The 24780-nt window shown below is 61.9% G+C and carries 26 protein-coding genes; 14 read left to right on the top strand and 12 right to left on the bottom strand.

What is annotated here, in order from left to right:
- Window positions 1-225: hypothetical protein (locus tag L810_RS48750; RefSeq protein WP_081712919.1), on the bottom strand; the 225-nt coding region annotated here is incomplete at its 3' end.
- An 83-nt stretch (window positions 226-308) separates the two neighbouring features.
- Between L810_RS48750 and L810_RS28555 the strand changes: the two genes are divergently transcribed.
- The gene (locus L810_RS28555; RefSeq protein WP_011875871.1) at window positions 309-1256 is read left to right on the top strand and encodes a DNA-binding protein; all 948 of its coding nucleotides are present in this window, start codon (window positions 309-311) and stop codon (window positions 1254-1256) included.
- A gap of 34 nt (window positions 1257-1290) precedes the next feature.
- Entirely contained in the window at window positions 1291-2772 is a 1482-nt protein-coding gene (locus L810_RS28560) for a tyrosine-type recombinase/integrase (RefSeq protein WP_011875870.1), read from the top strand.
- On the opposite strand, the gene L810_RS28565 is transcribed toward L810_RS28560, so the two are convergent.
- From L810_RS28565 to L810_RS28605, 10 genes are all read right to left on the bottom strand, one after another.
- A complete protein-coding gene (locus L810_RS28565; RefSeq protein ID WP_306415730.1) occupies window positions 2769-3188 on the bottom strand; it encodes a hypothetical protein in 420 nt (139 codons plus the stop codon). The genes L810_RS28560 and L810_RS28565 overlap by 4 nt on opposite strands.
- 105 nt (window positions 3189-3293) lie before the next feature.
- Entirely contained in the window at window positions 3294-6230 is a 2937-nt protein-coding gene (locus tag L810_RS28570) for a Tn3 family transposase (protein WP_011875868.1), read from the bottom strand.
- 231 nt (window positions 6231-6461) lie between these two features.
- Window positions 6462-7592 (bottom strand): nickel/cobalt efflux protein RcnA, encoded by a 1131-nt coding sequence (locus L810_RS28575; protein WP_021161746.1) that lies wholly within the window; start codon window positions 7590-7592, stop codon window positions 6462-6464.
- A 9-nt stretch (window positions 7593-7601) separates the two neighbouring features.
- A complete protein-coding gene (locus L810_RS28580) occupies window positions 7602-7868 on the bottom strand; it encodes a metal-sensing transcriptional repressor (RefSeq protein ID WP_011875866.1) in 267 nt (88 codons plus the stop codon).
- Window positions 7869-8042: 174 nt separating this feature from the next.
- A complete protein-coding gene (locus tag L810_RS28585; RefSeq protein ID WP_011876036.1) occupies window positions 8043-9890 on the bottom strand; it encodes an ABC transporter ATP-binding protein/permease in 1848 nt (615 codons plus the stop codon).
- Window positions 9887-10762, bottom strand: a complete 876-nt coding sequence (locus L810_RS28590; protein ID WP_011875863.1) for an extracellular solute-binding protein — start codon at window positions 10760-10762, stop codon at window positions 9887-9889. Before L810_RS28590 ends, L810_RS28585 begins: the two co-directional genes overlap by 4 nt.
- Before the next feature lie 434 nt (window positions 10763-11196).
- Window positions 11197-12144, bottom strand: a complete 948-nt coding sequence (locus L810_RS28595; RefSeq protein WP_011875862.1) for a metallophosphoesterase family protein — start codon at window positions 12142-12144, stop codon at window positions 11197-11199.
- Between the two features lie 261 nt (window positions 12145-12405).
- The gene (ccsB, locus tag L810_RS28600; protein WP_011875861.1) at window positions 12406-13548 is read right to left on the bottom strand and encodes a c-type cytochrome biogenesis protein CcsB; all 1143 of its coding nucleotides are present in this window, start codon (window positions 13546-13548) and stop codon (window positions 12406-12408) included.
- 148 nt (window positions 13549-13696) lie between these two features.
- Window positions 13697-14044, bottom strand: coding sequence for a rhodanese family chromate resistance protein ChrE (gene chrE, locus L810_RS45795; protein WP_011875860.1), 348 nt, complete (start codon window positions 14042-14044; stop codon window positions 13697-13699).
- 158 nt (window positions 14045-14202) lie between these two features.
- On the bottom strand, window positions 14203-14739 hold the full coding sequence (locus tag L810_RS28605) for a hypothetical protein (RefSeq protein ID WP_021161749.1): 537 nt from the start codon (window positions 14737-14739) through the stop codon (window positions 14203-14205).
- Window positions 14740-14907: 168 nt separating this feature from the next.
- Here L810_RS28605 and L810_RS28610 point away from each other — a divergent pair, with 168 nt between their 5' ends.
- From L810_RS28610 to L810_RS28645, 8 genes are all read left to right on the top strand, one after another.
- The gene (locus tag L810_RS28610; protein ID WP_011875858.1) at window positions 14908-15885 is read left to right on the top strand and encodes a chromate resistance protein ChrB domain-containing protein; all 978 of its coding nucleotides are present in this window, start codon (window positions 14908-14910) and stop codon (window positions 15883-15885) included.
- Entirely contained in the window at window positions 15882-17069 is a 1188-nt protein-coding gene (locus L810_RS28615; RefSeq protein ID WP_011875857.1) for a chromate transporter, read from the top strand. The genes L810_RS28610 and L810_RS28615 overlap by 4 nt, the downstream gene beginning before the upstream one ends.
- A gap of 149 nt (window positions 17070-17218) precedes the next feature.
- Window positions 17219-17719 (top strand): hypothetical protein, encoded by a 501-nt coding sequence (locus tag L810_RS28620; RefSeq protein WP_021161751.1) that lies wholly within the window; start codon window positions 17219-17221, stop codon window positions 17717-17719.
- A gap of 37 nt (window positions 17720-17756) precedes the next feature.
- A complete protein-coding gene (locus tag L810_RS28625) occupies window positions 17757-18347 on the top strand; it encodes a superoxide dismutase (protein WP_011875855.1) in 591 nt (196 codons plus the stop codon).
- 47 nt (window positions 18348-18394) lie between these two features.
- Window positions 18395-19819 (top strand): chromate efflux transporter, encoded by a 1425-nt coding sequence (gene chrA / locus L810_RS28630; protein ID WP_218921744.1) that lies wholly within the window; start codon window positions 18395-18397, stop codon window positions 19817-19819.
- Window positions 19820-19925: 106 nt separating this feature from the next.
- Window positions 19926-20246 (top strand): hypothetical protein, encoded by a 321-nt coding sequence (locus L810_RS28635; RefSeq protein ID WP_011875853.1) that lies wholly within the window; start codon window positions 19926-19928, stop codon window positions 20244-20246.
- Between the two features lie 42 nt (window positions 20247-20288).
- A complete protein-coding gene (locus L810_RS28640; RefSeq protein ID WP_011875852.1) occupies window positions 20289-20744 on the top strand; it encodes a chromate resistance protein ChrB domain-containing protein in 456 nt (151 codons plus the stop codon).
- Between the two features lie 120 nt (window positions 20745-20864).
- On the top strand, window positions 20865-21695 hold the full coding sequence (locus L810_RS28645; RefSeq protein WP_226206371.1) for a DUF1259 domain-containing protein: 831 nt from the start codon (window positions 20865-20867) through the stop codon (window positions 21693-21695).
- Window positions 21696-21800: 105 nt separating this feature from the next.
- Here L810_RS28645 and L810_RS49285 read toward each other — a convergent pair whose 3' ends face one another.
- A complete protein-coding gene (locus tag L810_RS49285) occupies window positions 21801-21929 on the bottom strand; it encodes a hypothetical protein (protein WP_257009001.1) in 129 nt (42 codons plus the stop codon).
- Between the two features lie 15 nt (window positions 21930-21944).
- Between L810_RS49285 and L810_RS49800 the strand changes: the two genes are divergently transcribed.
- Genes L810_RS49800 through L810_RS28660 form a run of 4 tightly spaced genes read left to right on the top strand, consistent with a single transcriptional unit; the run spans window position 21945 to window position 24660 of the window.
- Window positions 21945-22175 carry an ATP-binding cassette domain-containing protein gene (locus L810_RS49800; RefSeq protein ID WP_250638373.1) on the top strand — a complete coding sequence of 77 codons (231 nt, stop codon included), beginning with the start codon at window positions 21945-21947 and terminating at the stop codon, window positions 22173-22175.
- On the top strand, window positions 22078-22548 hold the full coding sequence (locus tag L810_RS48760) for an ATP-binding cassette domain-containing protein (RefSeq protein WP_250638372.1): 471 nt from the start codon (window positions 22078-22080) through the stop codon (window positions 22546-22548). Before L810_RS49800 ends, L810_RS48760 begins: the two co-directional genes overlap by 98 nt.
- Window positions 22535-23920 carry an ABC transporter permease gene (locus L810_RS28655; RefSeq protein WP_011875850.1) on the top strand — a complete coding sequence of 462 codons (1386 nt, stop codon included), beginning with the start codon at window positions 22535-22537 and terminating at the stop codon, window positions 23918-23920. Before L810_RS48760 ends, L810_RS28655 begins: the two co-directional genes overlap by 14 nt.
- Window positions 23917-24660 carry a hypothetical protein gene (locus L810_RS28660; protein WP_011875849.1) on the top strand — a complete coding sequence of 248 codons (744 nt, stop codon included), beginning with the start codon at window positions 23917-23919 and terminating at the stop codon, window positions 24658-24660. The genes L810_RS28655 and L810_RS28660 overlap by 4 nt, the downstream gene beginning before the upstream one ends.
- Window positions 24661-24780: the final 120 nt, after the last annotated feature.

Raw genomic sequence — 24780 nt, forward strand, 5'->3', positions numbered from 1 at the left:
GGGGTCCCCTTGATTTTCATGCAGTTTACCGGTGTAGGTCCACCTAGCTGCGACAAGGGTTAGCGCTCCGCCCCCAAAATAATAATCAATAAAATCAGCCGCTTCCTGACTGGTCTTTCTGCTCCTCCTCAACACCTCTTCGCCGAGCCCCGGCGGGCGTAGACATGCATTCGCCGGCGCGGTCGGGTCTGCATAGCAGCGATAATGAAAATTATCTTGGATCACTATCTTTATATCGTCCTAAAAGGGGTTATCTAACGTTAGATATATGTGGAATAATTGAGCCAATTTGACTCGATTAGTCCGTCATGTCCCGCCCAGCCGCCGTCACCGCCGATCAGATCCGCACCGCCGTGCTCGCGATGCTCGCCGAGGCCGGCGACGCCGCGCCGGCCAGCGGGACCCGCTTTCGCCAGATCGTGTCGGTCCGCAAGCTTCGCGCGCGCCTCGGCGCGGGCGACCCCGCGACGCTCGCCCGCGCGCTGAATGCGATCGAGGCGGAGGTCGTCCGAGCAGGACTGACTGAAGTCGCCATTCCGGATCTGCCGCCCGACATTGCCGATCTCATGCGCGCACTTTGGCAGACCGCCGTCGCGGTGCAGCTCGATGACGTCGTCCGGCTTAAACAGGCGGCCGACGCCAACGTCGTCGCAGCCGAAGCGGCCCGTACCGATGCCGAGCTGCGCGTCGAATTGCTCCGGCAGGAAGTCCAGACCCTCCGCACGACGCTCGTCACGCGCGACGCCGAGCTGGCCGATCTGCGCGCCCAACACGGAGTGCAGCGGGACCGCTGCGCCTCCCTTGAAGCGCAAGCCGACGAGCGTCAGGTCGCCCTCGACGCGCTGACAACCGAGCAGGCTTCCCGGGACCACGCACACACGACCGCGCTCGAGGCCGCCCAGCACCGGTATGAAGCGCTGTCGAAGCAATTGCTGCAGGAAACCGCGCATCAGCGCGAGGCGCTGAAAAAAGAGCACACGCATGCGGTGACGCAACTGAAATTCGCCGAGCGCCGGATCGCTGCGCTGGAAGGCGAACGCGATCGGCTCGACAGCGAGGTCGTGCGTGAACGCGAGGCGCGCCAACAAGCGGTCGGCGAGGCACTGGCGCTGAAAGCGGTCAATGCGCAGCAACACGCCCAGCTCGGCGACCTGCTGCGCGACATCGCGCCGAAACCAGCGCAGACCGCCCGCGCAGGCCTTGCAACGGCAAAACGCGCCACGGGTAGCGCATCGACGAAGCGCAAGGGAAAATGACCCGGCCCGCCGCTTGCCCGATCGCTGACCTCTCATGAACTTCGCCGACTGGATCGATACCGGTGCGACGCCACCGCAGCGTCTGCCCAACGGTCTCGATGCCGCCATCGCTTACGTGAGCGATGTGCTCGGCCAAGTCGTCTATCTGCGCTGGACGCTGACGCTCGTCAAGCGGCGCTTTCCGTCGCTCGCCGATGCGAAGGTCGCAAAGCCGGCCGTGATGCGGCTATTGCTCGATCAGTCGACCGCGGTCGAATACTGGGATCGCGGTCGCGCACGGGTCGTGTCGGTCGACGACGCGCCGGCATCCGAAGCCGTGCTGACACGCGTGCTGCACGCGCATGGGCGGCGCTTCAAGTTCGGCGAGGTGGCATTACTGGCGATCACGAGCGGTGAGTGGTTTCGGGAGTCGGCGCCGCTGGTTGGCGGCGTCCCGCTTGCGTTACGGCCATGGTTCGCGCGCGCGGGGCGCTTTGCCGCCGTCGCGAGCGCAACCAACACGCTCGGCGTCGGCGATGACGCCCAGGCGACCGCGCTGTTCCTGCGCGACCGGGCCAGTCGGTCGCCCCATACGGCACGCGCCTACCTGACCGAGATTCGCCGCCTTGCGGCGTGGTGCATCGCGCACGAGCTCGGGCCGTTGTCCGACCTGACGCGACACGATTTGCTCGAATACAAACGCATGCTGCACCGTCCTTCGCAGGACGTTGCTGACGATGCGCAACCTGAAGGCCGACTGTCCGAGGCGACACAGGCTCGAGCGCTCGCGGTCGTCGCCAGCCTGTTCCAGTACTGGACCGAAACCGGTTACCTGACGGCGAACCCGGCCGCTGGCCTGGTGCGAGGACAACGGCGGCATGCCGGTTTCGCCCCGACCCGCATGCTGTCAGCTGCGCAGTTGGGCGCTTGCGATGCCGAGGTTGACGCGGTCGATCGCGACGTCGAGCCGCTGATCGCGGCGCGACGCCGGGCGATCTGGAGCCTGTACCGCTTTGCGGGCGTACGGCTGGTCGAGTTGGCCTGGTCCGACGCACGACAACTACCCGTACTCGACGTCGACTCCAATGGATGCTGGACCTTGCACGTGTGCGGCAAAGGACAGAAACCGCGAGCGATTCCGTTGCCCGCGGGTTGCGTCTCGCGTCTGCAAACCTATCGACGGTTGCGGGGACTGCCTGAGCAGCCGGAACCAAGCGAACACGTGGCGCTGGTGCATGGCCTCAAGGGCGGGACGCTGCAGAGTTCGGGGCTGTATGACGAGGTCAAGGCGATCTTTCGGGCGGCGGCCGCGCGACTCGACCCGACCGATCCGCCGAGTGCCGCCACGTTGCGGCGGGCGTCGCCGCACTGGTTGCGCCATGCCTATGCCCGCACGCTGGTCGTCGACCGGCAGGTGCCGCTGCCGGCCGCGCAGGCACTGCTCGGCCATGCGTCGATTCAGACCACGGCCGGCTACGCAAAAACGGATCTGTCGCAGTTGCGCGCGTTCGTTGATCGCGCGTTCGATACCGATTAGGGTTCGGTCGCCAACGGAGGAATCGGCGATTGCAATCCTTCTACGGCGAAGCGATTCAGTTTGTCGAGCGCCGTCAGGTAACAATGCGTCGGTATGCTCGCCAGTTGCTCGTCGTGAAGCACCAGGATCCGCTCGATCACGACTTTGTCTCGATCGAGCATGACCCAGGTTTCACCGCGCTCGGCGCGCGCGATGCACCGAGCCAGCGCAGCTTCCGCGCGCTGGAATTCGGCATCGTCACCGGTCGCCGGCGTTTCCTTGCGCAGATAGAACGCCGTATAGACGGCCTTCAGCAAGCAGACCATCAAGTCGACATTGGCATGGCCCTTTGCGATGGTGGCCAGCGCGAGATGATGTTCGAGCGACAACGCGCGGGTCCGTGCGAGCGGGAGCGGCAACAACATTTCTTTGCTCAACGGACGGTGTCCCGAACGCCGGGCGGACTTTCGACTCATGGCGGCATAGCAAAAGACAGGAGCCGCGTATTATGCCCCGACCATTTACGCGGACTCCTGCCAATTTCATCCGCGTGCCTCGCGTCCCGCCATCGGCATGCCGATCGCAAGACTGGGCATCAGGCGATGCGCGTAGTCAGCGACCGGGAATTCGAACGTGCCGCGCAGGTTGATGCCTTCCAGATACGTCGGCGCGATGCGCCGCAGATAGTCGGGTAGCACTGGCGTTTGTCCGAGTGTCTCGATGCGTTCGATCGCCTGCTGCATGTGCATCGTGTTCCACGCCAGCACGGAATTGGTCAGCAAACTCAACGACGACGACACGGCCATGAGCGTATGGCGGTGCCGCGTGAGCTCGACGGGAATCTTGCCCTGATGAATCGCACGCTGCACGGTGTGCACCGCTTCGCCGCGATTGAGCACATGCTGCAGTTCGGCACGGAACGCCGGCAGCGTGAAATAGTCGATCAGGTAGATCGACCGGAACAAACGTCCCAGCGCGACGCCGCCGTCGTACAACGGCAGGCCGCGTGCGGCAGCCCCGAACCGCGTCAGCGCCTGCACGGCCGTACAGTGCCCGCTTTGGATCGAGGCCACCAGCCGCACGAAGTCATCCCAGATTACCTCGATGGCTTCCAGTTGGACGTCGCGATCGACGACGGCGGCCAGCGCTTCGGGCACGCTCATGCTGACCGGAACATGCAAACGCCGGTCACGCAAATGCGCCAGCCGCGGGCACAGATCGAATCCCAACCCGCGGGCCACCGCCATCCCGAAATCCGTATATCCGTGCGTGTCGACGGCCAACTGAGAGACGTCGTCGGTGCCTTCCTGGCGGATGGCGCCTTCGATGGCCACGCCGGCCTGCCGCTCGTTCAGCACGATCGGCTGGTCGTAGAAGATACCCCACCGATCGCGCACGTGGGTGTAGACGCCGATCGACGCCGTGCGCCGCCGCGGATCGGCACGTGCCTGCCAGACCGTACGGGTCGTCTCGAGCGACATCATGTCGGACGACGCGAGATCCGCGCGCCCCCAGTGCGCTGCGATCGGGTGGCGGTGCATGAAACCAAGCACGGCATCTGCCGCCTCTCGCAGCACGCGCTCGTCGGCGACGCGATGCATCATCTGACGGATCGCGCCGGCCGACAATTCCGGCACCATGCGCGCGACTTCGGCGGCCGACATCGACGTGCCGTGCGCGAGCACGGCCGCGTAGACCATCAGTAGCTCGCTGCGCGCACGAGGTTCGCGGCCCAGCAGCAACCAACTGAACCGCGTCTCGCTATCGATCTCCAGGAGGATGCGCGGCAACTGGCCGTCCGGATGAACATTGAAGATCGCGCGGCGCAGCGCTTCGACAGCAGGTTCGGCCCGCTGCGCCGAGGCGGGATCGAGGTGGATCGCCGTGTCGACCCGAACCTCACCACGCGACACGGCTTGCGTCAACCGTTCAAGGCCCTCGCTCAGGTGCGCGCAAATCGGCTCGATATACTCTTTGGGGTCCTGCGACAGTTTCAGATGACCATAAAAGTGGTTGCGCTGCGCCTTCCAGGTGTCGTCGGGAATCAGCAGCGTGGCCTGGCTGCGGAACGCGAAACTGTGCTCGACGAAGACTGAGCCGTTGCGCAGCGCGACCCGCAACGCGGACAAGGTCGCCCATTCGAACGCAAGCAGTGCCTGCACGCGGTCCTCGCCGGCCACGGTCCGTTGCCAGGCGCGCCCGACCGGCACGGATACATCCGCCGGCAGTTCACGTTCGCCGCAAACGTAGATCGTTCGCAGTACCTCCAGCGCGTCAATGACGGGATGCGGGGTTTGCGACGCGAACGGCAGCGTCAACAACTTCGCCAGCATCGCGCGGGCGACGCGTTGTTTGGTCAGCAATTGCGCGCGCACCAGGCTCGCGCGGCTCGGGCCGCTTTGGGCGAGCGTCGTGTCGGCCAGTTGCACTAGACGCGCGACTAGCGCGTCGTGCGCCAGGGTGGCGTCGGTCGCGAGCGCTTTCACGGCCGTCGCAAATTCGCGCAGTTGCGCTTTCAGGTCCGGGCGCGTTGCGTCGACCTTGCGGCCGGCTTCATTGACCATCTTGCGCTGCCAGCGGGCAAGCATCCACAGCAGCTGATCCGTGGCGACGCAGAGCGCGTAACGCATGAAGCATGCGGCCTCAAGCTGACGGACAGGCTGACGGATGCGCTTGCTCACCGACGGCGGACGGTTCGCGCAGCGTCGCGCGTAGTGTCGCACCGTCGCTTCGTTGCACTCGACTGGCCAGTCACGATGTACACCGAGCTTGGTCAGGCGCTCGATCTTTCGAAACAACTCGCCCATCTGATTCGTCGAGTTCCGTAATGGCACGGACCAGACCCACTGCTGTAGGCTGGCTCCGCCCGATTCCGGTCGCGGCAACAACATGCCCCATTGATCGAGCGCCGCGGCGCCGAACGCTACCTCGAGACGGTGGATTAGCGCGGCTTCGACGTCCTGCACTGCCTGCACGATCAGTTGCTGCAGTGCGCGGTCGTGAACGATCAGGACCCGGTGCTCGTAAAGCCATTGCTTGAGGTCGAACAGCGCCGTGCTGCGATCCTGCCGGCCCGACAGCCGTTCCTTAAGCCAGCGCACGACGTAGCGCCGCTGGTGCTCGGCCATGGGCTTGAATCCGAGCGCATCGTAGGCAAGCCTCTGGTGATCGGCGAGCGTGTCGGTGCGGTCATCGTACAGTGCGCGCAACGTCCCCAGATCCGGCGAGTCGATGCCGAGTTGCTCGCCGAGATGCTGCCACAAACGATTTGGAACCTGTTTGTAAGCATCGAGCGTGCGGCCGGTCATCCGCACGAAGCCTAGGTGGAGCGCGACCGCCAGGCGGTAAAGATGCGAGCGGCGGCCGTCGATCAGGGCGCGCTCGCGGGCGGAGAACGTGAAGAAGGTGTTGAGCTCGAACTCAGTCAACTCATGCGGGAAGTGCCGCACGCCGAGGTAGGCGAGGCGCCAGTGGTCCATCGTGCGCATCCCGAAGCGGAAGACGGGCTGTGCAGCATAGCGAGAAATTTGGTGACGGACAATCGCGGGCCGAATATGACATATTCGTAGCGTTGTCGTGTGCCGTCCAACGAATCGGCCGCGGAAATCGGGCTTGTCAGGTTTCGGATAGGCGACTATGTGAGAGTGCCGGCATGCACGAAAACTGAAAGCCGATCTTGAGCAGCCTGAACGAGGTCGTCTACGCCGAAATCAACCCAAGGCGACGACGCCTTGATAACCGACAAACAGCCCAACGAGCATGATCAGCGCGCCAGAGAAGTACGGCGCCTTCCGCGCGAAATCGCCGAACCCGCTCCAGCGCTTCGACACGTGCTTCAAGCTGATCGCAGCCAACGTCCCCGAGACGACCATCGTCAGCGCCAGCCCGATACTGAAGCACAGCACCAGCGTGGCACCGAGCGCGATCTTCTTGAGTTGCAGGCAGAGCAGCAACACCGTGATGGACGCGGGGCACGGAATCAGCCCGCCTGTCAGCCCGAACATCACGATTTGACCCGTCGTGACTTCGCGGTTGGCAAACCGCCGACGAATATCGTTGGCGTGCGCGAGTTCGTGCGCATCCTGATAGCCGGCGTCCGATATGTTGAGCCCGTCTTGGTCGGCGCCGGCGTGGTGATGGTGACCGTGCTCGACGAACTCGACGTCATAGTCATGGCTGTGGTTGCCATGGCCGAGACTCAGTCGAGCAAGAAACTCGTGCGGCTCCGGAATCTCCTGCACCGATTCCACGAATCCGTCTCCCATCCTGAACGTGAAGGCCTGCCGGCTGCCGTCCTGACGTTCGGTTTCGATCCGGACCTCATCGGAGCTCCACACGTGACTGTGCCGGCCTTGTCGATACAGACGGAAGCGAGGCGGCACGCCGTCCTCGAACACTTCGAGACGCACGACGCCATGCCCGGTATCGATCAGCTTGGCTTCATCGCCGTGATCGTGGTGGTCATGGTCGTGATGATCGTGAGCGTGTGCGAGTCGCTGCTGACGCCAGGTCCGCCAGATCATCCACGCGGCAACGCCGACGATCAGTACCGCCGACGCGACCTGGAAGTAGGGTTCGCTGGTCTCGGCATTCCAGTTGCGCCCGAAGTACATCCCGGCCAGCGCGACGGCCCATACGACAGCAGTGTGCGAAATCGTCGCGGACAACCCGAGCAGCACTGCCTGACCGACGGTCCCGCGGATCGCGACGATGAATGCCGCCATCATCGTTTTCGAGTGGCCCGGCTCGAGGCCGTGCAAGGCACCCAGCAGGATCGCGCTGGGAATGAACAGCCAGGCGTTGGACGCGCCTTGCTGAAGAAGCGTGGAAAATTCCGTCATGGCGGACTCTTACAGGTATTTGGTAATTGCCTTCAGCTCGGTCAGCGCCGCGTCTGCCGAACCGCCTTCATGAATGGCGTGGTCGATGCAGTGATCGATGTGGTCGCGAACGAGCGCCTGCTTTGCATTACCGACCGCGCTCTCAACCGCCTGAAGTTGCTGCGCGACTTCCACGCAGGGGCGGCCTTCCTCGAGCATGGCGATCACGCTTTTCAGGTGTCCTTCGGCACGTTTGAGCCGCTTGATGATGTCCGGGTGTGATGCGTGGATGGTCACGGTTGCCCCACTTCCAAGAGAGATAGCGACGACGAATGTGTGCGTCGATCGCGATGGTGCGACGTCGAGGTTGCGAATTATATCCTATCCTCCTGGATAGGATATAGGCAAAGCATCCATGCTGGTGCCAATGATGGATATCTGGGGACCACGAATGCGAGATGCGCGGTGCGTTCATGTCGCTTCGGACCCCACAATCCAAACTGAGACGCCGTCCGGATCCACCGCAAAATGGCAAGCATGTCGCTCGACTAGGCTGCTATCCCCGATTGCAAGGTCGAAGTGAACACGGGCGATTTCGACACGTGCGAAGCGCTCGCCGTTGCGTAGCTCGATCGAGTCGACGACCGCCTCGAACGATCCCGGTCCGCCGACTGGGCGAATCGCGCGGGCGGCCACACGCCACATGACGCGCTGCCTCACGCCGATCGATCGGTTGGCGGTCTCGATGAACAATTCGTCGTTCACCCGGATCAGCCCGGGGGCATGAATCACGCCGCTGCCGACGTTTCTCAGGCCGAGCAATTCCGCGACGCGCATGCTTGCCGGTTGCTTGAATACCTGCTCGATTGCGCCGGTCTGAAGGACCCGGCCCTGATCAATGACGAGCACTTCATCGGCGAGCAGCGAAGCCTCGTCCGGGTCGTGCGTAACAATGATCGTCACGGCGGAAATCTCTCGCTGAAGCTCCCTGAGCGATCGTTGCAGTCGGCGACGGCGAGGCGTGTCGAGCGCCGAAAACGGTTCGTCGAAAAGCAGCAGGTGACTGTGGCGCGTCAGCGCCCGAGCGACTGCGACGCGTTGGCGCTGGCCAAACGACAACTGGTGCGGCAATCGATTCAGCAGCGCCGTCAGGCCGAGGTGGTCCACCCAGTAACGTGCGCTCGCCGCATCGGCATCGACCGGAAACGCCAACTGCTGAGCCACAGTCATGTGCGGGAACAGCCCGTAGTCCTGCGGCGTATAGCCGATCTGCCGTCGCTCGGGCGGCAACGCGCCGAGATCCAGCTGGCCGAGCATGACTGTACCGCCTTCATTTTGCTCGAGTCCCGCGATCAGCCGCAATGCGAGTGACTTGCCGGAACCCGATGGTCCGATGATTGCGAGCCGCTTCGTGGATGGGGTCCAATTGAGATCGAGACTGAACGTGCCGAGGCGCTTCGTCAGTTGAACGGCGAGGCACGGGTTCGGTAAAGCGTCAGCGATCACGGCACGCGGCGGTGCAAATGGTGGTTCGTCACCATTGACGGGGGGCGCCGCCGCGTCGATCCGCGCGCCGCGGCTGTATACCGACAACATGGCGCAGATGACGGCAATGGCCAGCGTGGGCAGCAACAGCGGCATCATCGCCGGCAGTCCCTGCCCGCCAAATACGACATAGGTGTACACGGGCAATGAATAGGGGTGATAGGCGACCATCACCGTCGCACCGAACTCACCGAACGCGCGTAACCAGGCAAGCGCGAGGCCGGCGCGGATCGCGGGCCATGCCGCAGGCAACGCAACCCGAAAGAACCGATTGCCCGCGTGATGCCCGAGCGTGGCGGCGACGTCTTCGAACACCGGGTCGATCGAAGCAAACGCCGAGCGGGCCGCAACGATCAGGAAGGGCGCGGCGACGAACGTTTCCGCGAGCACGATGCCTGCGAACGAGTCGGTGAGTGCCCCACCTGTCACGCGGCCGACCCAGCTGTAAGGGCCCACCAGAAAGAGCAGCAGCACCCCGCTCGTCAACGGCGGCAACGCAAGCGGCAATTGCACGACAAAGCCGAGCAGCGCCATCGCCCGGGAAGATGACCGCGCCAGCCAGTACCCGAGCGGCACGCCACCGACCAGAATGAGTAGCGCGGCGACACTCGCACTGCCAGCCGAAACGGCAACCGCCGACCAGGTCGTGCCCCAGTCGACGCCGGCCCAGTCGGCTTGCCCGATCTGTGGAATGCTCGCGACGAAAGGCGCGCACAGATACACCGCGAGCAACCCCGCGAGCGCGACGAGGGGCCGCGCCGTTGAACGCTTCATTGTGCCGCGTCGATGACAGCCTGCAGCGACGGCGGCACCGCCTGCGCGTTGCCGGCGACCGTCGGTTTGACCACGTCGACGCCGTGCTCCTTGAGCAGCGCGCGCCCCTTTGCGCTCAACAGGAAATCGACGAACCGGGCTGCACCGGCCGGGTTGGGCGCATCTCCGAGGATGGTCAGTGTGTAACGCGCCTTTGCCTGCAGCTCGGGCGCCGGCCGTACTGCAGGAATCTTCAGATCAGACGTTTCCGTCGAGTAAAAGAATCCAGCGTCGAGCTGGCCCGACTGCAGACGGCCGACCAGTGTCTCCTCGGGCAGCACCTGTTCGGGATTCTCCGGTGCGCCAAGCGTCTTTTCGACGAGATCCGGCTGATGGTAGAAGTCCGCGGCCTTCTTCATCATGTCGACGGTAAATGCACCTTTGGGATCGAGCTTCGGGTCCGTCCGACCGATGCGAATGCCCGGCTCCCGCAGCACCTGATCCCACCGTTTCGACTTGAATTCCCCCGCAAAGTGGCTCCGCGAGTTATAGCCGATCAACAACGGCGACTCGGCAAAGTTCACGTACCACGTCACGTGATCACCGTTTGCGGCCCCCATCAGACCATCGTTGACCTTCGGGCTCGCGCTGATGAACACGTCGCCGCGCCGCAGCTTGCCCTTGATCTCGTTGGCAATCTTGTTCGATCCGGCCGCGTACCCGTGGAATCGCAGGCCTGTGTCCTTTTCGAATGCGGGACCGACGCTGCGCTCCATCACGTTGACGAGGGAGCCTGCATAGAGCACATCGACGGTACCTTCGTAGGCGACACTGGTTTTTGCGATCAACACTCCCGCCAACATCGCGCAGCAGGCAAGCAGCTTGCGCCCCATCTCCATCCCCCATACGCCGTTATGAAGTTACGTATATTACGGCTAATTGGGGGCGTTCATTGGCGGTCCCTGTTCCCGCCACCCAATCCGCTTGGAACTTTGCGGCATCTCGCTCGTGATGTGGGTGACGGGACGGGACCGTTGGCGACAGGCGGCACTTCGTTTCATGACGAAGTTTCCGGATCGTGAGCAGCGATCCGGAAGCCATCAGTGATCCACAGTGCAATGTCTCCGTTCAGGTAGCGCGCAATGAAGCCCGACTGCGCAAGCATCACTGTACACATTTGACTTCGCTGCTCACCGTGCGCGCACTACACGGCCACAGGACGTGATTTGTCGAGATTGCTCATTCAGTTGCCGATGTCCTCAGGAGGCATACCATCGCGCAGCGGATCGAACGGCTTGAATCCTTGTTGAGTGAGCGATATTCGAAGTCAGGCGAGGGTCGTGTCGGAAACCGTCGCCGCCAGCGGGTGGCGCGAGATCTTGATGCTGGTCACGCCCAGCATCCTGGGGAGCTGATCGCTCGCCACTGTCAGCGGGACGGGTCCAGGACCATTGCCGGCCGTTGGTATCGGAAAGGCGGTCGAGCGCGCGGTATGGAACGTGACATTCCCCTCCACCTTGGAAACGATCTGATGGATATGTCCATTCAGGACGGTGACCGAGCCGAACCGCTTCAGATAGCTCATCGCCTGGCCAGCATCGCCGGTGCCCCAACCCCACGGGGCGTAAATCGTCCACATCGGCATGTGGGCAAAGACGACGATCGGCGTGCTGGACGAACGCGCTTTCAAGTCGCTTTCCAGCCAGGAAAGCTGGTCCTCGCCCAGACTGCCCAGCGCGTTTGGCGCGAAATGCAGCACGTTGACGAGCCCGATGAAGTGCACGCCATTGTGGTCGAAGCTGTAATAGCCCCGGTTGTCCGAGGCTTTGCCGAAGCGTTTGAAGTATTCGCCCTGCGGTCCGTCTGTCACATCGTGTTCGCCGGGCACGGTATGCAACTCGGTGATTGGATTGAGCCCCGACAACAATTGGGCCGCGAGGTCGAACTCTTCCGGCTTTGAAAGATGGGTGATATCGCCCGTATGAATCGCCAGCGCCGGCTTGATCGGCATGGCGTTGACGTAATCAATCGTCTGTTTGAGTGTACCTGCGACGTCTGGATTGGCTTCCTTGTTGAAGCCAATATGCGAGTCGCTGATCTGCAGGAACAGCGGCACGACCGAGGCCGCCGCCTTGTCCTTGCTACTGGCGGCGAGCGCTAATTCCACGGGCGTGAGGACGCCTCCGGACAGGACAAACAGGGTGCCCGCACCACCGAAGGCGAGGCATTTCAAGGCGCTGCGGCGCGACGGCCGGGAAGGAAGATCTGACGACATGGTGACCTCTCGAATGGAATCCGGAGGTAAACCGCCGGTTCGCCCGGTGGGCCTCCAGAGCTGGTTTCAAGAGCAATACCGCAGAGCCGTCCGTTTTATTCCCAGCTCGGAAAACGCATAGCTGGACGACTCGCGGCTCGTGTCGCATTTCCTTGGAACTCAGCAATCGACGGACCATCGACCGCTGCCGACGTCCAACACCTCGACCAAGAGGAGGGCCACACCGAGATCAGCATCTCATTGCGCCCTTCGCTGGGATCGCTATAGTCGACCATAGGAGTGCAGGCCGGCAAGAAACATATTGACCCCAAGGAAGGCGAAAGTCGTGACCAATAGCCCACCAAGTGCCCACCAGGCCGCGATCCGGCCGCGCAAACCCTTCACCAGACGAAGGTGGAGCCATGCGGCGTAGTTAAGCCAAACGATCAATGCCCACGTCTCCTTCGGGTCCCAGCTCCAATACCCACCCCACGCATCGACCGCCCATAAAGCCCCCAGAATTGTCGCAATCGTGAAGAACAAGAAGCCAAGCGCGATTGACTTATACATCACGTCGTCCAGCAGTTCCAAGCTGGGAAGCCGGTCAACAATGAGTCCTCGGTCCTTCAACAGATAACTGACGGCCACCATGGAAGCCAATGCAAATCCTCCATAGCCAATAAAATTGGCTGGCACGTGAATCTTCATCCACCAGCTTTGCAGCGCGGGCACCAAAGGCTCAATCTGATCTGCTTGACGTGAAAATGTATACCACAGCAAAAATCCGATAGACGCCGATATCACCAACAAAACGAATGGACCGACCGCGCGAGTCTCATATCGCTCTTCGTAGTAAAGATAGAGCATCGCCGTGATGAGGCTGAACAAAACAAAGACTTCGTACAAGTTGGACACCGGGATGTGTCCGATGTCCGGGCCGAGCAGGTACGATTCGTACCAACGAACCATCAGTCCCGCTGAACCGAGAACGGTCGCACTCCAGCATAGCTTGCTTCCGAGGCTGAAACCCAGTTCGGATTTGAACACAAGCCCGCCCCAGAAAAAAGCGGTCGACAGGAAAAATAACGTGCACATCCACAATATCGCAGTGGGGCTTGAAAGCAGGTACTTGAGAAAGAAATTGCTTGCACTGTGAGAACTGTCACCTGCATAAAGAAGAATCGCTGAAAGCGAGAGAATAGCGATGAGCATCAACGTCCATCGTGCCGCTTTCCAATGCCAGCCCAGCAAGATAGACGTGGGGGCGGTCAAAATCAGAATTGTTTCCTCATACACATTCATGTATTCGTGATAGCGCATCAGGGCAAATACTGCGCCGCCGACTATCAGTATGGCGTAAAACCAATCAAACGCGGATCGCCCTGTGAGAAGTGATCCCGAATTGTCGTTCGATATATATTCCATGCTATCAGATTCCGATATTGACAGTTCGTTGAAACGGATTGGGGTGCCATCGATCTCACAATTTCTCCATTTTTAGCTCTGCCGCTTTTTTGCCGTCATATGAGAGATAAAATGACTTATTGACGATGGGTGGGTGATGCTGTCCGTCTCATGATGGATTGCCTGGGGTGTGGGAAGTGACGGGAAGGCCGTCAGCAAGCCACTGTGCAAAGCCCCCCTCCAGGTAACTGGCAGCGAAGCCTAACTGCGCAAGCGTGGCTGCGCACATTTGACTTCGTTCTTGACCGTGGGCGCAGTACACAACTACCGTACGAGATTGCTCGAGATCACCCATCCAGTTACCGACGTCTTCAGGGGCATACCATGACGCGCCGATGATTATTTTCCCGCTCTCATTGAATGCGGACTTTCGCCTTACGTCAACAATCTGCGGTGGCTGGTTACTTTCCAGTGCTGCCAGCAGATCGCGCGAAGATACTGCGATTGCGGTCGTCATGATTTTGCACTCCTATAGTTCAAAGTAAGGCATACGAGACACAATTGAGACTTAGTTCAGGCCAATCGATATGCGGAATCGCTGGTACTAACCGCGCGCGTCAGTTGCTGTGATTGCCGGGACGGGCGACGTATACTCCTGCCAGCCGCGATCACCAATCAATGGCTCCGGTCCGGACTGCTTCGGATACTGCCAGCGGCAATGACTTGCCCCTTGTCGCGATACTCGACCTCACGCCCCTGAGCATAAATATCGAGGCATTCTGGTTCCGATATTCTCTCGGACCGTACCAGGCATAGTTGACCGTTCCTGACGAACCAACGCCCGGTTTTTTCTCGCCCCCTTTCCACCAAGACAAGACGCCCGTCCGGTAGATAGTGATGCAGCCAGTGCGCGTTGTCGGAGACGTACTTGTTGGTCAGCTTGGCGCGAATTTGCGCGGCGCTCAGCAGCTTGAACGAGGCATTCTGCGCGATGGCCTCGCTCGATCCGATGGCAAACAACGCCAACGCCAGAGTCAACGGCGACATCCATCGCTTTCGCACCATCGCGAACGGGGCTGTCTCGCCAACTTTCACTGCGTCGTTCGAATTCACACGCAAAAACAATCGTCGGCTTCGGACAAGCGATGCAGCGATGCGGCCGTGCGAGACGCCCGATCGGGACAGGCGTGCACGTTCATCAGATATTTGCATGGGCGACATTTCCTGTTTTCGTATCCACCGTACATGGATAGTTCTCGTTGCCGCCAATCATCGTCTAGAGGGCGAGGCCGGCACACGGCGGGTCGCCACTGACTCGTTTGCAGCGGTTGCCATGGATTCTACTTGTAGATTTCGCTACATGCCAGTAGCATACGTGACATGACATCAATTTCGACATGGTCGCTCCTTGTTCTGACCCTGCCCACGGAAAACGCAACGGCCCGGATGCGTTTCTGGCGCGCGCTCAAGGCAAAGGGCGCGGCGGTGCTGCGCGACGGCATTTATCTGTTACCCCACACGGAAGAACGCGAGCAGATGCTGCGCGAGTTGGCCGTCGCGATTGCCGACAGCGGCGGCACTGCGCATCTCCTGCGGGCGCCCAGCCTCGATGCGTCGCAGGAAGCGGAATTCCGCGCACTGTTCGATCGCAGCGACGACTACGCGACGTTCATCAATTCGCTGGCGGACGCGCGCAAGACGGTCTCCGGCCAATCTGCGACCGACCTGACCCGGCTGTTGCGACGTTTGCGCAAGGACTATGAGGCGCTCGTCGCGACCGACTATTTTCCCGGCGACGCGGCGACGCGCGCCGAGGTCGCGTTGCAGGACTTAACCGCGCTCGTCGACACCGTGCTGTCGCCCGGAGAGCCGCATCCCGCGGAGCGAGTCATCCGCCTGCTGTCATGCGACGCGTATCAGGGCCGCACATGGGCGACGCGCGAGCGCATGTGGGTCGACCGCGTCGCCAGCGCATGGCTGATCCGCCGCTTCATCGACGCCGACGCCCGCTTCGTCTGGCTCGCGTCCCCCGGCGACTGCCCGCCGGACGCGCTCGGCTTCGACTTCGACGGCGCGGCGTTCACCCATGTCGGCGAACGTGTGACGTTCGAGGTACTGCTGGCAAGTTTTGGGCTCGACAAGGATCAGGCGTTAGTACGGCTCGGCGAGATCGTGCACGCACTCGACGTGGGCGGTCCCGCCGCACCCGAAACGGTCGGCTTCGAGGCCGTGATGGCCGGCACGCGCCGACGCGCGGAAAACGACGATCAGTTGCTCGAACAGATGGGCGCGGTGCTCGACTCGCTGTATGCGCACTTCGCCTCGAACGGAAAGAACGAAACCGGGGGACGGTCATGACCACGACGGTAGCGACAAACGCGCCGACCTATTCATTGGGCCAACTGGTCGGCTACATGCTGCGCCTCGGCGCGCTCGGCTTCGGCGGCCCGGTCGCTCTCGCCGGCTACATGCGCCGCGATCTCGTCGATCAGCGCGGCTGGATCACGGAAGCGGACTACAAGGAAGGAATGACGCTGGCCCAGATGGCACCGGGTCCGATGGCGGCGCAGCTCGCGATCTATCTCGGTTTCGTTCACTACCGGCTCCTTGGTGCCACGCTCGTCGGCTTTGCGTTCGTACTGCCGTCGTTCCTGATGGTGGTCGCGCTCGGCTTCGCGTATGCGCACTTCGGCGGGCTGTCGTGGATGCAGGCCGTGTTCTACGGCGTCGGGGCCGCGGTGGTCGGCATCATCGCGATGAGCGCGTACAAGCTCACGACGAAGACCATCGGCAAGGACAAACTGCTTTGGACAATCTTTCTGACGCTCGCGGCCGTGACGTTCATCACGGAGTCGGAAATCGCGTGGCTCTTCATCGTCGCCGGATTGATTTGCTGGTTCTGGCGGGCACCGCCCAAGTGGCTAAACAGGGGCGGCCTGAACGCGATTGCGGCCGCCAACCTGCCGATCGCGAGCAACCTGCTGAGCGGCGTCGACCTCTCCGTGCTCACGCAGATCGGCATCTTCTTTACCAAGGCCGGCGCGTTCGTCTTCGGGTCCGGCCTTGCGATCGTGCCGTTCCTGTATGGCGGTGTCGTCACCGAACATCACTGGCTAAACGACAAGCAGTTCGTCGATGCCGTGGCCGTCGCGATGATCACGCCCGGCCCGGTCGTGATTACGGTCGGCTTCATCGGGTATCTGGTCGCGGGCTTTTCGGGCGCGCTCGTTGCCGCGCTCGGCACGTTCCTGCCTTGCTATCTGTTCACCGTGATCCCTGCACCCTACGTCAAGAAGTACGGCCACCGTCCCGACGTCAAGGCGTTCGTCGACGGCATCACGGCGGCGGCGATCGGCGCGATCACGGGCTCGGTTCTCGTGATCGCGAAGCGCTCGATCGTCGACATCCCGACCGCCATCCTCGCACTTGCAACGGTCGTGCTGCTCTGGCGTTTCAAGAAGCTGCAGGAACCGGTGATCGTCACGGCCGCGGCGCTGATCGGCCTCGTCGCGTATCCGCTTATTCATTCGCACGCCATTTGACTGCGCGTGCGTGCAACTTGTGAGGAAAGTGATCGTGGCAATACCTTGGATCGTTCTGCACAACACCACCGCTGCGGTTGCTTGCGTCTTCTGGACCGGGCGAGTACTGCACGGGCCGCGTTGATTGACCAAAGGCAATGGAAACGGTCATGCGGCTTCAGCTCAAATCGACATTACTTGCCACCGTCAACACGAGCGGCGCGCAATGGATCGTGCCAACCAGGCTGGCATTAGCCGTCCTCCTGCTTTTCCCGATCGACGGAAGTATCCAGCACCTGTTCGCCTTCCGCGTTGCCGATCTTTCGGCGCTGTCGTTCAGTTCGGCTGCCCTCGGCAAGGCGCTTCGCGCCATTGAGATTCTCGCCGGACTGAGCTTCGTCGCAGGACTCGGTGCCAGATTGGCCGCTTATCCAACTGTGGTCATTTTCGCCGTGCGAGCGCTCGCCAATTCTGCGAACTCGTTCCCCTGGTTACGAGACGCCATGAACGGCGTGATCGTACCTCACGGCGACTGGGGCTATGGCGCGATGTATTTCGGCGTTGCGCTGCTTCTCGGCGAATTCCTGGATGTGGGCAGCGGCCGATGGTCGATCGACTACTGGCTTTCCCGGAAACTCAAGGAATCCGGCGAGCCCCGCTCAGGGCGTTGAAAAGACGCAATCACGTTTAACTTGAAAGGAGGTACCCATGAACTGCGAGATGAAACAGCTTGCCTGCGATCCCTCCCGGCTGGCAGGTCTGTCGGAAAAGCTCATCGTCAGTCACTACGAGAACAACTACGGCGGCGCCGTGAAACGCCTGAACGCGATCACTGCGCAACTTGCCAGCGTCGACGTAGCCAGTGCGCCCGTCTTCGTCGTCAACGGACTCAAGCGTGAAGAACTCATCGCTGCGAATTCCGTGATCCTGCATGAGATCTACTTCGACTGTCTTGGCGCCAGCGGCAAGCCGGCCGGCGATCTCGAAGCGGCACTCACGCGCGATTTCGGCAGCGTCGAGCGCTGGGCGGCGGAGTTTTCCGCGATGGGCAAGGCGCTCGGCGGCGGTTCCGGCTGGGTGCTGCTCACGTGGTCGCCGAGGCTCGGCCGACTCGTCAACCAGTGGGCGTCCGACCACACCCATACGCTCGCGGACGGCGCGCCCGTTCTCGCGCTGGACATGTACGAGCATTCCTATCACATCGATTTCGGTGCGAAGGCGGCAGCGTACGTGGACGCGTTCATGGAGAACATCAACTGGACAAACGTCGCAGACCGCTTCGCTTCAGTGAGCGGCTGAGCGTCGCGCTGCACATCACCGATCAACTAATCCAATCAATCAATTCGATGGAAATGAATTCTGTTGGGCCGCCGCGATCCGATGTTCCGGTTTTTGAAGCCCCCGCGCATGAACGGCATGGCGTCTCGTTCCGTGAGGCATTCTGGGTGTGGGTTCGCGTTGCCGCGCTCAGTTTTGGCGGCCCCGCGGGGCAGATCGCCGTGATGCACCGGATCCTGGTCGAGGAAAAGCGCTGGATCAGCGAAACGCGCTTTCTCCATGCGCTGAACTATTGCACGCTCGTACCCGGCCCGGAAGCTCACAAACTCGCGGTTTACGTCGGCTGGCTGCTGCACCGGACACGCGGCGGCCTCGTGGCCAGCATCCTGTTCATCCTGCCCGGTCTCGTCGCGCTTGGCGTCCTGAGCTGGATCTACGCGACCTATGGAGACGTCGGTTACGTTCAGGCCTTGTTCTTCGGCCTGAAGGCAGCCGTGCTTGCGGTCGTCCTGGAGGCGGTGGTGCGCGTCGGCCGGCGTGCGTTGAAAACCCGCACGATGGTCGCCGTCGCGGCGCTATCGTTCATCGCGATCTTCTTTTTCGCGGTACCGTTCCCGGCCATCATCGTCGCGGCGGCAGCAGTCGGCCTCATTGGCCGCGCGACCGGCGCCATGTCGCCGCGTGGCACTGCCGCACAACGCGAGACCGAGCACGACGACGGCCCGCTGCCCGCCATTGACGCCGCGTTCGCCGTGGAGATTCCCGAACACGTGCGGCCGTCGCATGCCCGTGCGCTGAAGGTGACAGCGATCGGCCTGCTGCTCTGGCTCGGGCCGCTGTTTGCCTTTCTGGCGACGATCGGACCGGACAGCGTGTTCACGCACATCGCCACCTTCTTCAGCAAGATGGCGGTGCTCACCTTCGGCGGCGCCTATGCAATCCTGACCTACGTTGCACAACAGGCCGTCGATCACTATCACTGGCTCGCCCCCGGCGAGATGCTCGCCGGTCTGGGCATGGCCGAGACGACGCCAGGGCCGCTCATCAGCGTCGTGCAGTTCGTCGGCTTCATGGCGGCGTTTCGGCAACCCGGCGCGCTGGACCCGGCGATTGCCGGCACGCTCGGCGGCATCCTCGCCAAGTGGGCAACCTTTGCACCGTCGTTTCTGTTCATTTTCATCGGTGCGCCGTATGTCGAGGCGCTGCGCCACAACAAGGCGCTGAATGCCGTGCTCTCGACCATCATGGCAGCCGTGGTCGGCGTGATCCTGAATCTGGCGATCTGGTTTGCGATTCATACGCTGTTTGCGCAGGTGGACGTCAAACAGGCATTGGGCATGACGCTGCAGATTCCCGTGCTGTCGAGTCTCGATCTTTGGTCTCTAGTCCTTTCGGCAGCAGCCATGGTGGCGCTGTTCCGCTTCAAGCTCGGCATGATGACCACGCTTGCGGGATGCTGCGTCGCCGGGATCGTCATTCACATGATCGGGTAATTCGATGAATGGCTTTGCCGGAGCGTGCGTTGCCGGTATTCAACAGGTGGCGGCCGTACGTTCCGGCGCGAACCAGGGGCAAGTTAAGCCCCGCAAGGAGTAGGTTATGAAACCACTATTCAGATTCCTGTCTGCTACCTCGCTCGTCGCGCTGTGCATTGCACTGGTGGGATGCGAAAAGAGCCCGTTCGAAAAGCAACCCGGCGAAACGGTTGCGATTGCGCAGGTACCCGCCGCGGTGAAAGCAACGATCGATCGGCAATCGCAGGGCGGCAGCGTCAAGGAAATCGAGAAACTGACCCGGAACGGGAAGACGTTCTATCGGGCGTCGGTCCTGCAGAACGGCCAGGAGCAGAAATTCGTCGTCGCCGAGGATGGTGCGCTGATGGCCACGCGCGCGGGTGACGACGAAGAAGACGATGACTGACTGGAAATTCGGTATTTCACCCCTCAGGACAAGGAGTCCATCATGAAATGGGTTACCCGTGAACGGCCGAAGATCGACCGCATTGCCTGCCCGTGGCTCATCGCCCGGTTTATCGACAAGCAGCCGGAATTTCTCTACGTGCCCAACCGGGACGTGCTGCGGGTGGCCGAGGAGACCGGTGCGATTCCCTACGACATCCCAGGCGTCGAACTATCGCATGTCGACGATCTGTGCAGTTTCGATGCGTTTCTGAAGAAATACGGTCTGGAGGACTCAGCGCTGCATCAGCTTGCGACCATCATTCGAGGCGCGGACACGTCGCGCCTCGATCTGACGCCCCAGTCACCCGGGTTGTTCGCGATTTCGCTCGGGCTGTCACAAACCTTTTCAGACGACCATGAGATGCTCCGGCACGGCATGGTGATGTACGACGCCTTATATGCCTGGTGCCAGCTCTGCCAGGCAGAGAAGCACAACTGGCCGCCTCAGATGAACTGAGATCCCTTACTTTTATCAGGAATGCTAATGCTAAAAAGATCGCTTTTTCGTCGAACCGTCCTCGCCTCCCTGTTTGCGCTCGTTGCGGTAAATGCCAGCGCAGCGGCCGGTTCGCCCGCCATGGACACCACCAGCATCGAGCAGGTCACTGGCCTGAAAGGGACATTTTCCAAAGACGAGAACGTCTTCAAGGTGACCAAGCCGCGCAACGACATCAAGATTCAGGTCGACAACTGGACCATGCCGCCGTTCATGGGGCTGACGTCGTGGGCCGCGTTTACGCCGGGTCATCATGGACAGACCATGATGATGGGCGACACCGTGTTGTTCGACGATGAAGTCAATCCGGCGATGAGCGCGGCGCTCGATGCGGGGCTCGAAGTGACCGCGCTGCACAATCACTTCTTCTTCGATCACCCGCGGGTCTACTTCATGCATATCGGGGGGAGCGGCGACGCGAAAACCCTCGCCGAAGGCGTCCGGAAGATTTACGACAGGATCGCCGAGGTACGCGCTGCGCACGCCGAACCGGCAAATGCGTTCCCTGGACGGATTGCGGACGCCAGCAGCATTACCTCGGCTCCCCTCGAGGCGATTCTCGGCAGGAAGGGCCAGACGAACAGCGGCATGTTCAAGGTTTCCATCGGCAAGCCGATCAGCATGCACGGCGTGTCGGTCGGCAACGAGATGGGGGTGAACACGTGGGCGGCATTCGCCGGTACCGACGACGAAGCCGTGGTCGACGGCGATTTCGCGATGCGTGAAAGTGAATTGCAGACCGTGCTGAAAAGCATGCGCGCATCCGGCATCAACATCGTCGCGATTCATGAGCATATGACGGGCGAGACGCCGCGCGTCCTGTTTCTCCACTACTGGGGCAAGGGCAAGGCCGTGGATCTCGCCAAAGCGGTCAAAGGCGCGCTGGTCGCTCAGGCCGGCGTCGAGAAATAATCATGCTCAACCGGCGGTGGCGGGCTGTTGTAATGGTCGCCTGATAACCGCCGGACTACCGGTCGATCACGGTACGTTAGCCAGATGAGGTCCATCATGGGCTCGCTATCGTTCCACGACGAGCGCCGTTCCAGCAGCGCGGCCAGCCACGCGCTGCTGGAAGTCACCGCGCTCGCGAAGCATTTCGGCCAGACTGCCGCGCTGGCTGACGTTGGCTTCACTGTCGACGAGCATGAAATCCTCGGCATCATTGGCCCAAACGGTTCCGGCAAAACCACCCTGATGGAATGCCTCGCGGGCTTGCTCCCCGTCGACCGTGGCACGGTGAAGTGGGCGGGGAAGTGCGCTGCCCCCGGCGCACCGCAAGGAGCGGCTGTTCTACGTGCCGGACGGCGTGTTGCCATACGGCGAGCAAACGGTCGGGACCGTGCTTGGGTTCTACCGCGAGACCTTTCGCGCATCCGTTTCGCGGCTACATGACGTGGTCCGGCAACTGGCGCTCGACGAGATGCTGGCCAGGCGTGGTACCACGCTATCCAAGGGCTACCGGCGCCGTCTGCTGCTCGCCATCGGGATGCTGTCGCCGCAGCCATTGTTGTGTCTGGATGAGCCATTCGATGGCCTTGACCTGCGCCAGACGCAGGCGGTGATGGCCTTGCTGCGCGACGAAGTGCGAGCGGGGCGTGCCTTGCTCGTCGCGATTCATCAGCTTGTCGATGCGGAGCGCCTGTGCGACCGGCTCCTGCTCCTGTCCGGTGGCCGTGTCCTGGGCGAAGGGACGCTGGAAACGTTGCGGGAACTGGCAGGTGTCGATGGCTGTGGCCTCGAGGAGGTGTTCCTTGCGCTCACCTGATCCTCGCTCGACCGCCGCGATACTTCCGGCGCTATTTCGCAACGAGGTACGCAATCTGCTGACCTCGCGCGCGTTATGGATCCTCCTGCTCATTCTGTCGCCGCTGGTTGGTTATAGCTTCATTCAGGCTGTGAGCCTGTTCGGCGAAGCGAGCCGATCGGCGCTTCAATCCGCTGAGCTGGCGCGCGGCATGACACCGCTCGACGGCATCCTGGTGCCAACCTTCGGCGGGTTCTATCTGGTTGTGACCCTGCTGTTTCCGTTTGTCGCGATCCGCGCCGTCGGTCAGGAGAAGCAAAGCGGCGCCCTGAAGCTGGCCCTCCAGTCACCGGTCCGTGTCCCCACCCTGGTGGCCACGAAAGTGCTGGCGGTCGGTCTGGTGTGGCTCATCGTGTTGCTTCCGGCCGCTTCGGCAGTCGCAGCGTGGCGGCTGCTGGGCGGCCATCTGTACGGCCCGGAAGTGGCGGGTCTGCTATTCGGGCATGCGCTGTACGGACTGGCGGTCACCGCGATCGCGTTTTTTGCTGCGGCCGTCACGGAGTCGATCGCGACCGGTGCAATCGTCACGCTCGCGTTCACGATTGGCTCCTGGGTGCTGGATTTTGCCGCGTCCGGGCAAGTCGGGTGGCTCGCGAAATTGGCGCCGCTTTCGCTCACCGCGACGCTGCGCGAATTCGAGCACGGCCTCTTTGCTTCTGCGGGGGCGCTTCGAACGCTGACATTCAGCCTTGCCTTGCTGGCCCTGAGCGTTGTCTGGCTACCGCCCGGAACCCGCCTGCGGGCGAAGCTCGCAATCAGTATCGCGATGCTGTTTGCCGCCGCGCTGCTCGTTGCTGGTGCCGGTGAGACCAGGTGGTACGTCGAACTCAGTGAGGACCAGCGTAATTCATTTGATCCTGAGGATGAAGCGGCCTTGCGCAAGATAATGGCGCCTCTGGCGATCACGCTATATCTGTCCCCCGACGACAGTCGGGCGCGCGAGATGGAAAGTGATGTGCTCGCGAAACTGCGCCGCGCAGTACCTCGGCTCACGATCCGGTATGCATCGGTGAAGGCCGGGCCGTTCGGTGCATCGGGCGACGACCGCTACGGTGTGATCGTCTATGAATATGCGGGCAAGCACGAGGAGAGCCGTTCGAACAGTCCGCGCGAGATTCTGCCGATCCTCTACGGTCTGGCCGATGTGACCGTGAAACCGGGAGCGGTGACGATCTATCCGGGATATCCGCTTGTCGCAGAACCGGCCGCGGCCGCGTGGTGGTTTTACGGCGCGTTGCCGGGACTGATTCTGTATGGCTGGTGGCGAACACGAGGCGCTGCACCTGCGCCACGTCGATCCGGCCAGTCGCAACCGAGGGAGAAACAGTCATGAAGCTCCACGCAATAGCCTTGGCATGCACGCTGGGCATGGTCGTCGCGCCAGCCGTCACGGCGGAAGATCAAGTACCGGCCCAATCCGTGTCAATCGATCTTGCTGCGGAAACAGTGGGTGCCGAGCCGGTCAATTTCATTGCCGCCGTGGGCAACTGGCGGATCGGCGCAGACGGCAACCGCAAGGTGTTGACCGTCGATGGCAGCAAGTGGCAAAGGGGGCAGCCATCAGCCGGTCTGGCGGACAAAGCACGGGCGCTGTACGGCGAACGGTACGCGGAGTTCCTGGACAACGTCACGGCATACGCCTACTTCCCGATCGCCGTCGTGAAGCGTATCGATGATTTTCGCGATGGCGAGATTTCACTGCGCTTCAAGGGCATCGCGGGACGAATCGACCAGGGTGCCGGCATCGTCTTTAATCTGAAGCCGAACGGCGACTATCTGGTTCTGCGGGCGAACTGTCTCGAGAACAATCTCGTGCTTTTCAAATACGTGCATGGCGTGCGTAGCCCCGTCAAATGGATCCGCAATACCCCCACGGACACCGGTCGATGGCACGACCTTAAACTCGAAGTGAACGGTGTCAGCGTGAAGGGTTACCTCGACGGCAAGCTGTATCTCGAGGACACGTTGGCTGCGCCGATCAGCGGCAGGATCGGCGTATGGTCGAAGGCCGACAGCGTGATGTATTTCGACGATTTTCGGATGATCACCGCGACGCGCCGACCCGTATCGTGATCATGGTTCTTGGTCTTCTGCCTGTCGGTCGCCGGGCTATGGTCGGCGAAAGGATCAGCCAAGACAAGAAGCAATCAGGAAGTCGTTGAATTGATTGAAAATTATTTCGGGGGCAGACCG

It is taken from the genome of Burkholderia sp. AU4i (assembly GCF_000466765.1).
Lineage (GTDB): Bacteria > Pseudomonadota > Gammaproteobacteria > Burkholderiales > Burkholderiaceae > Burkholderia > Burkholderia cepacia.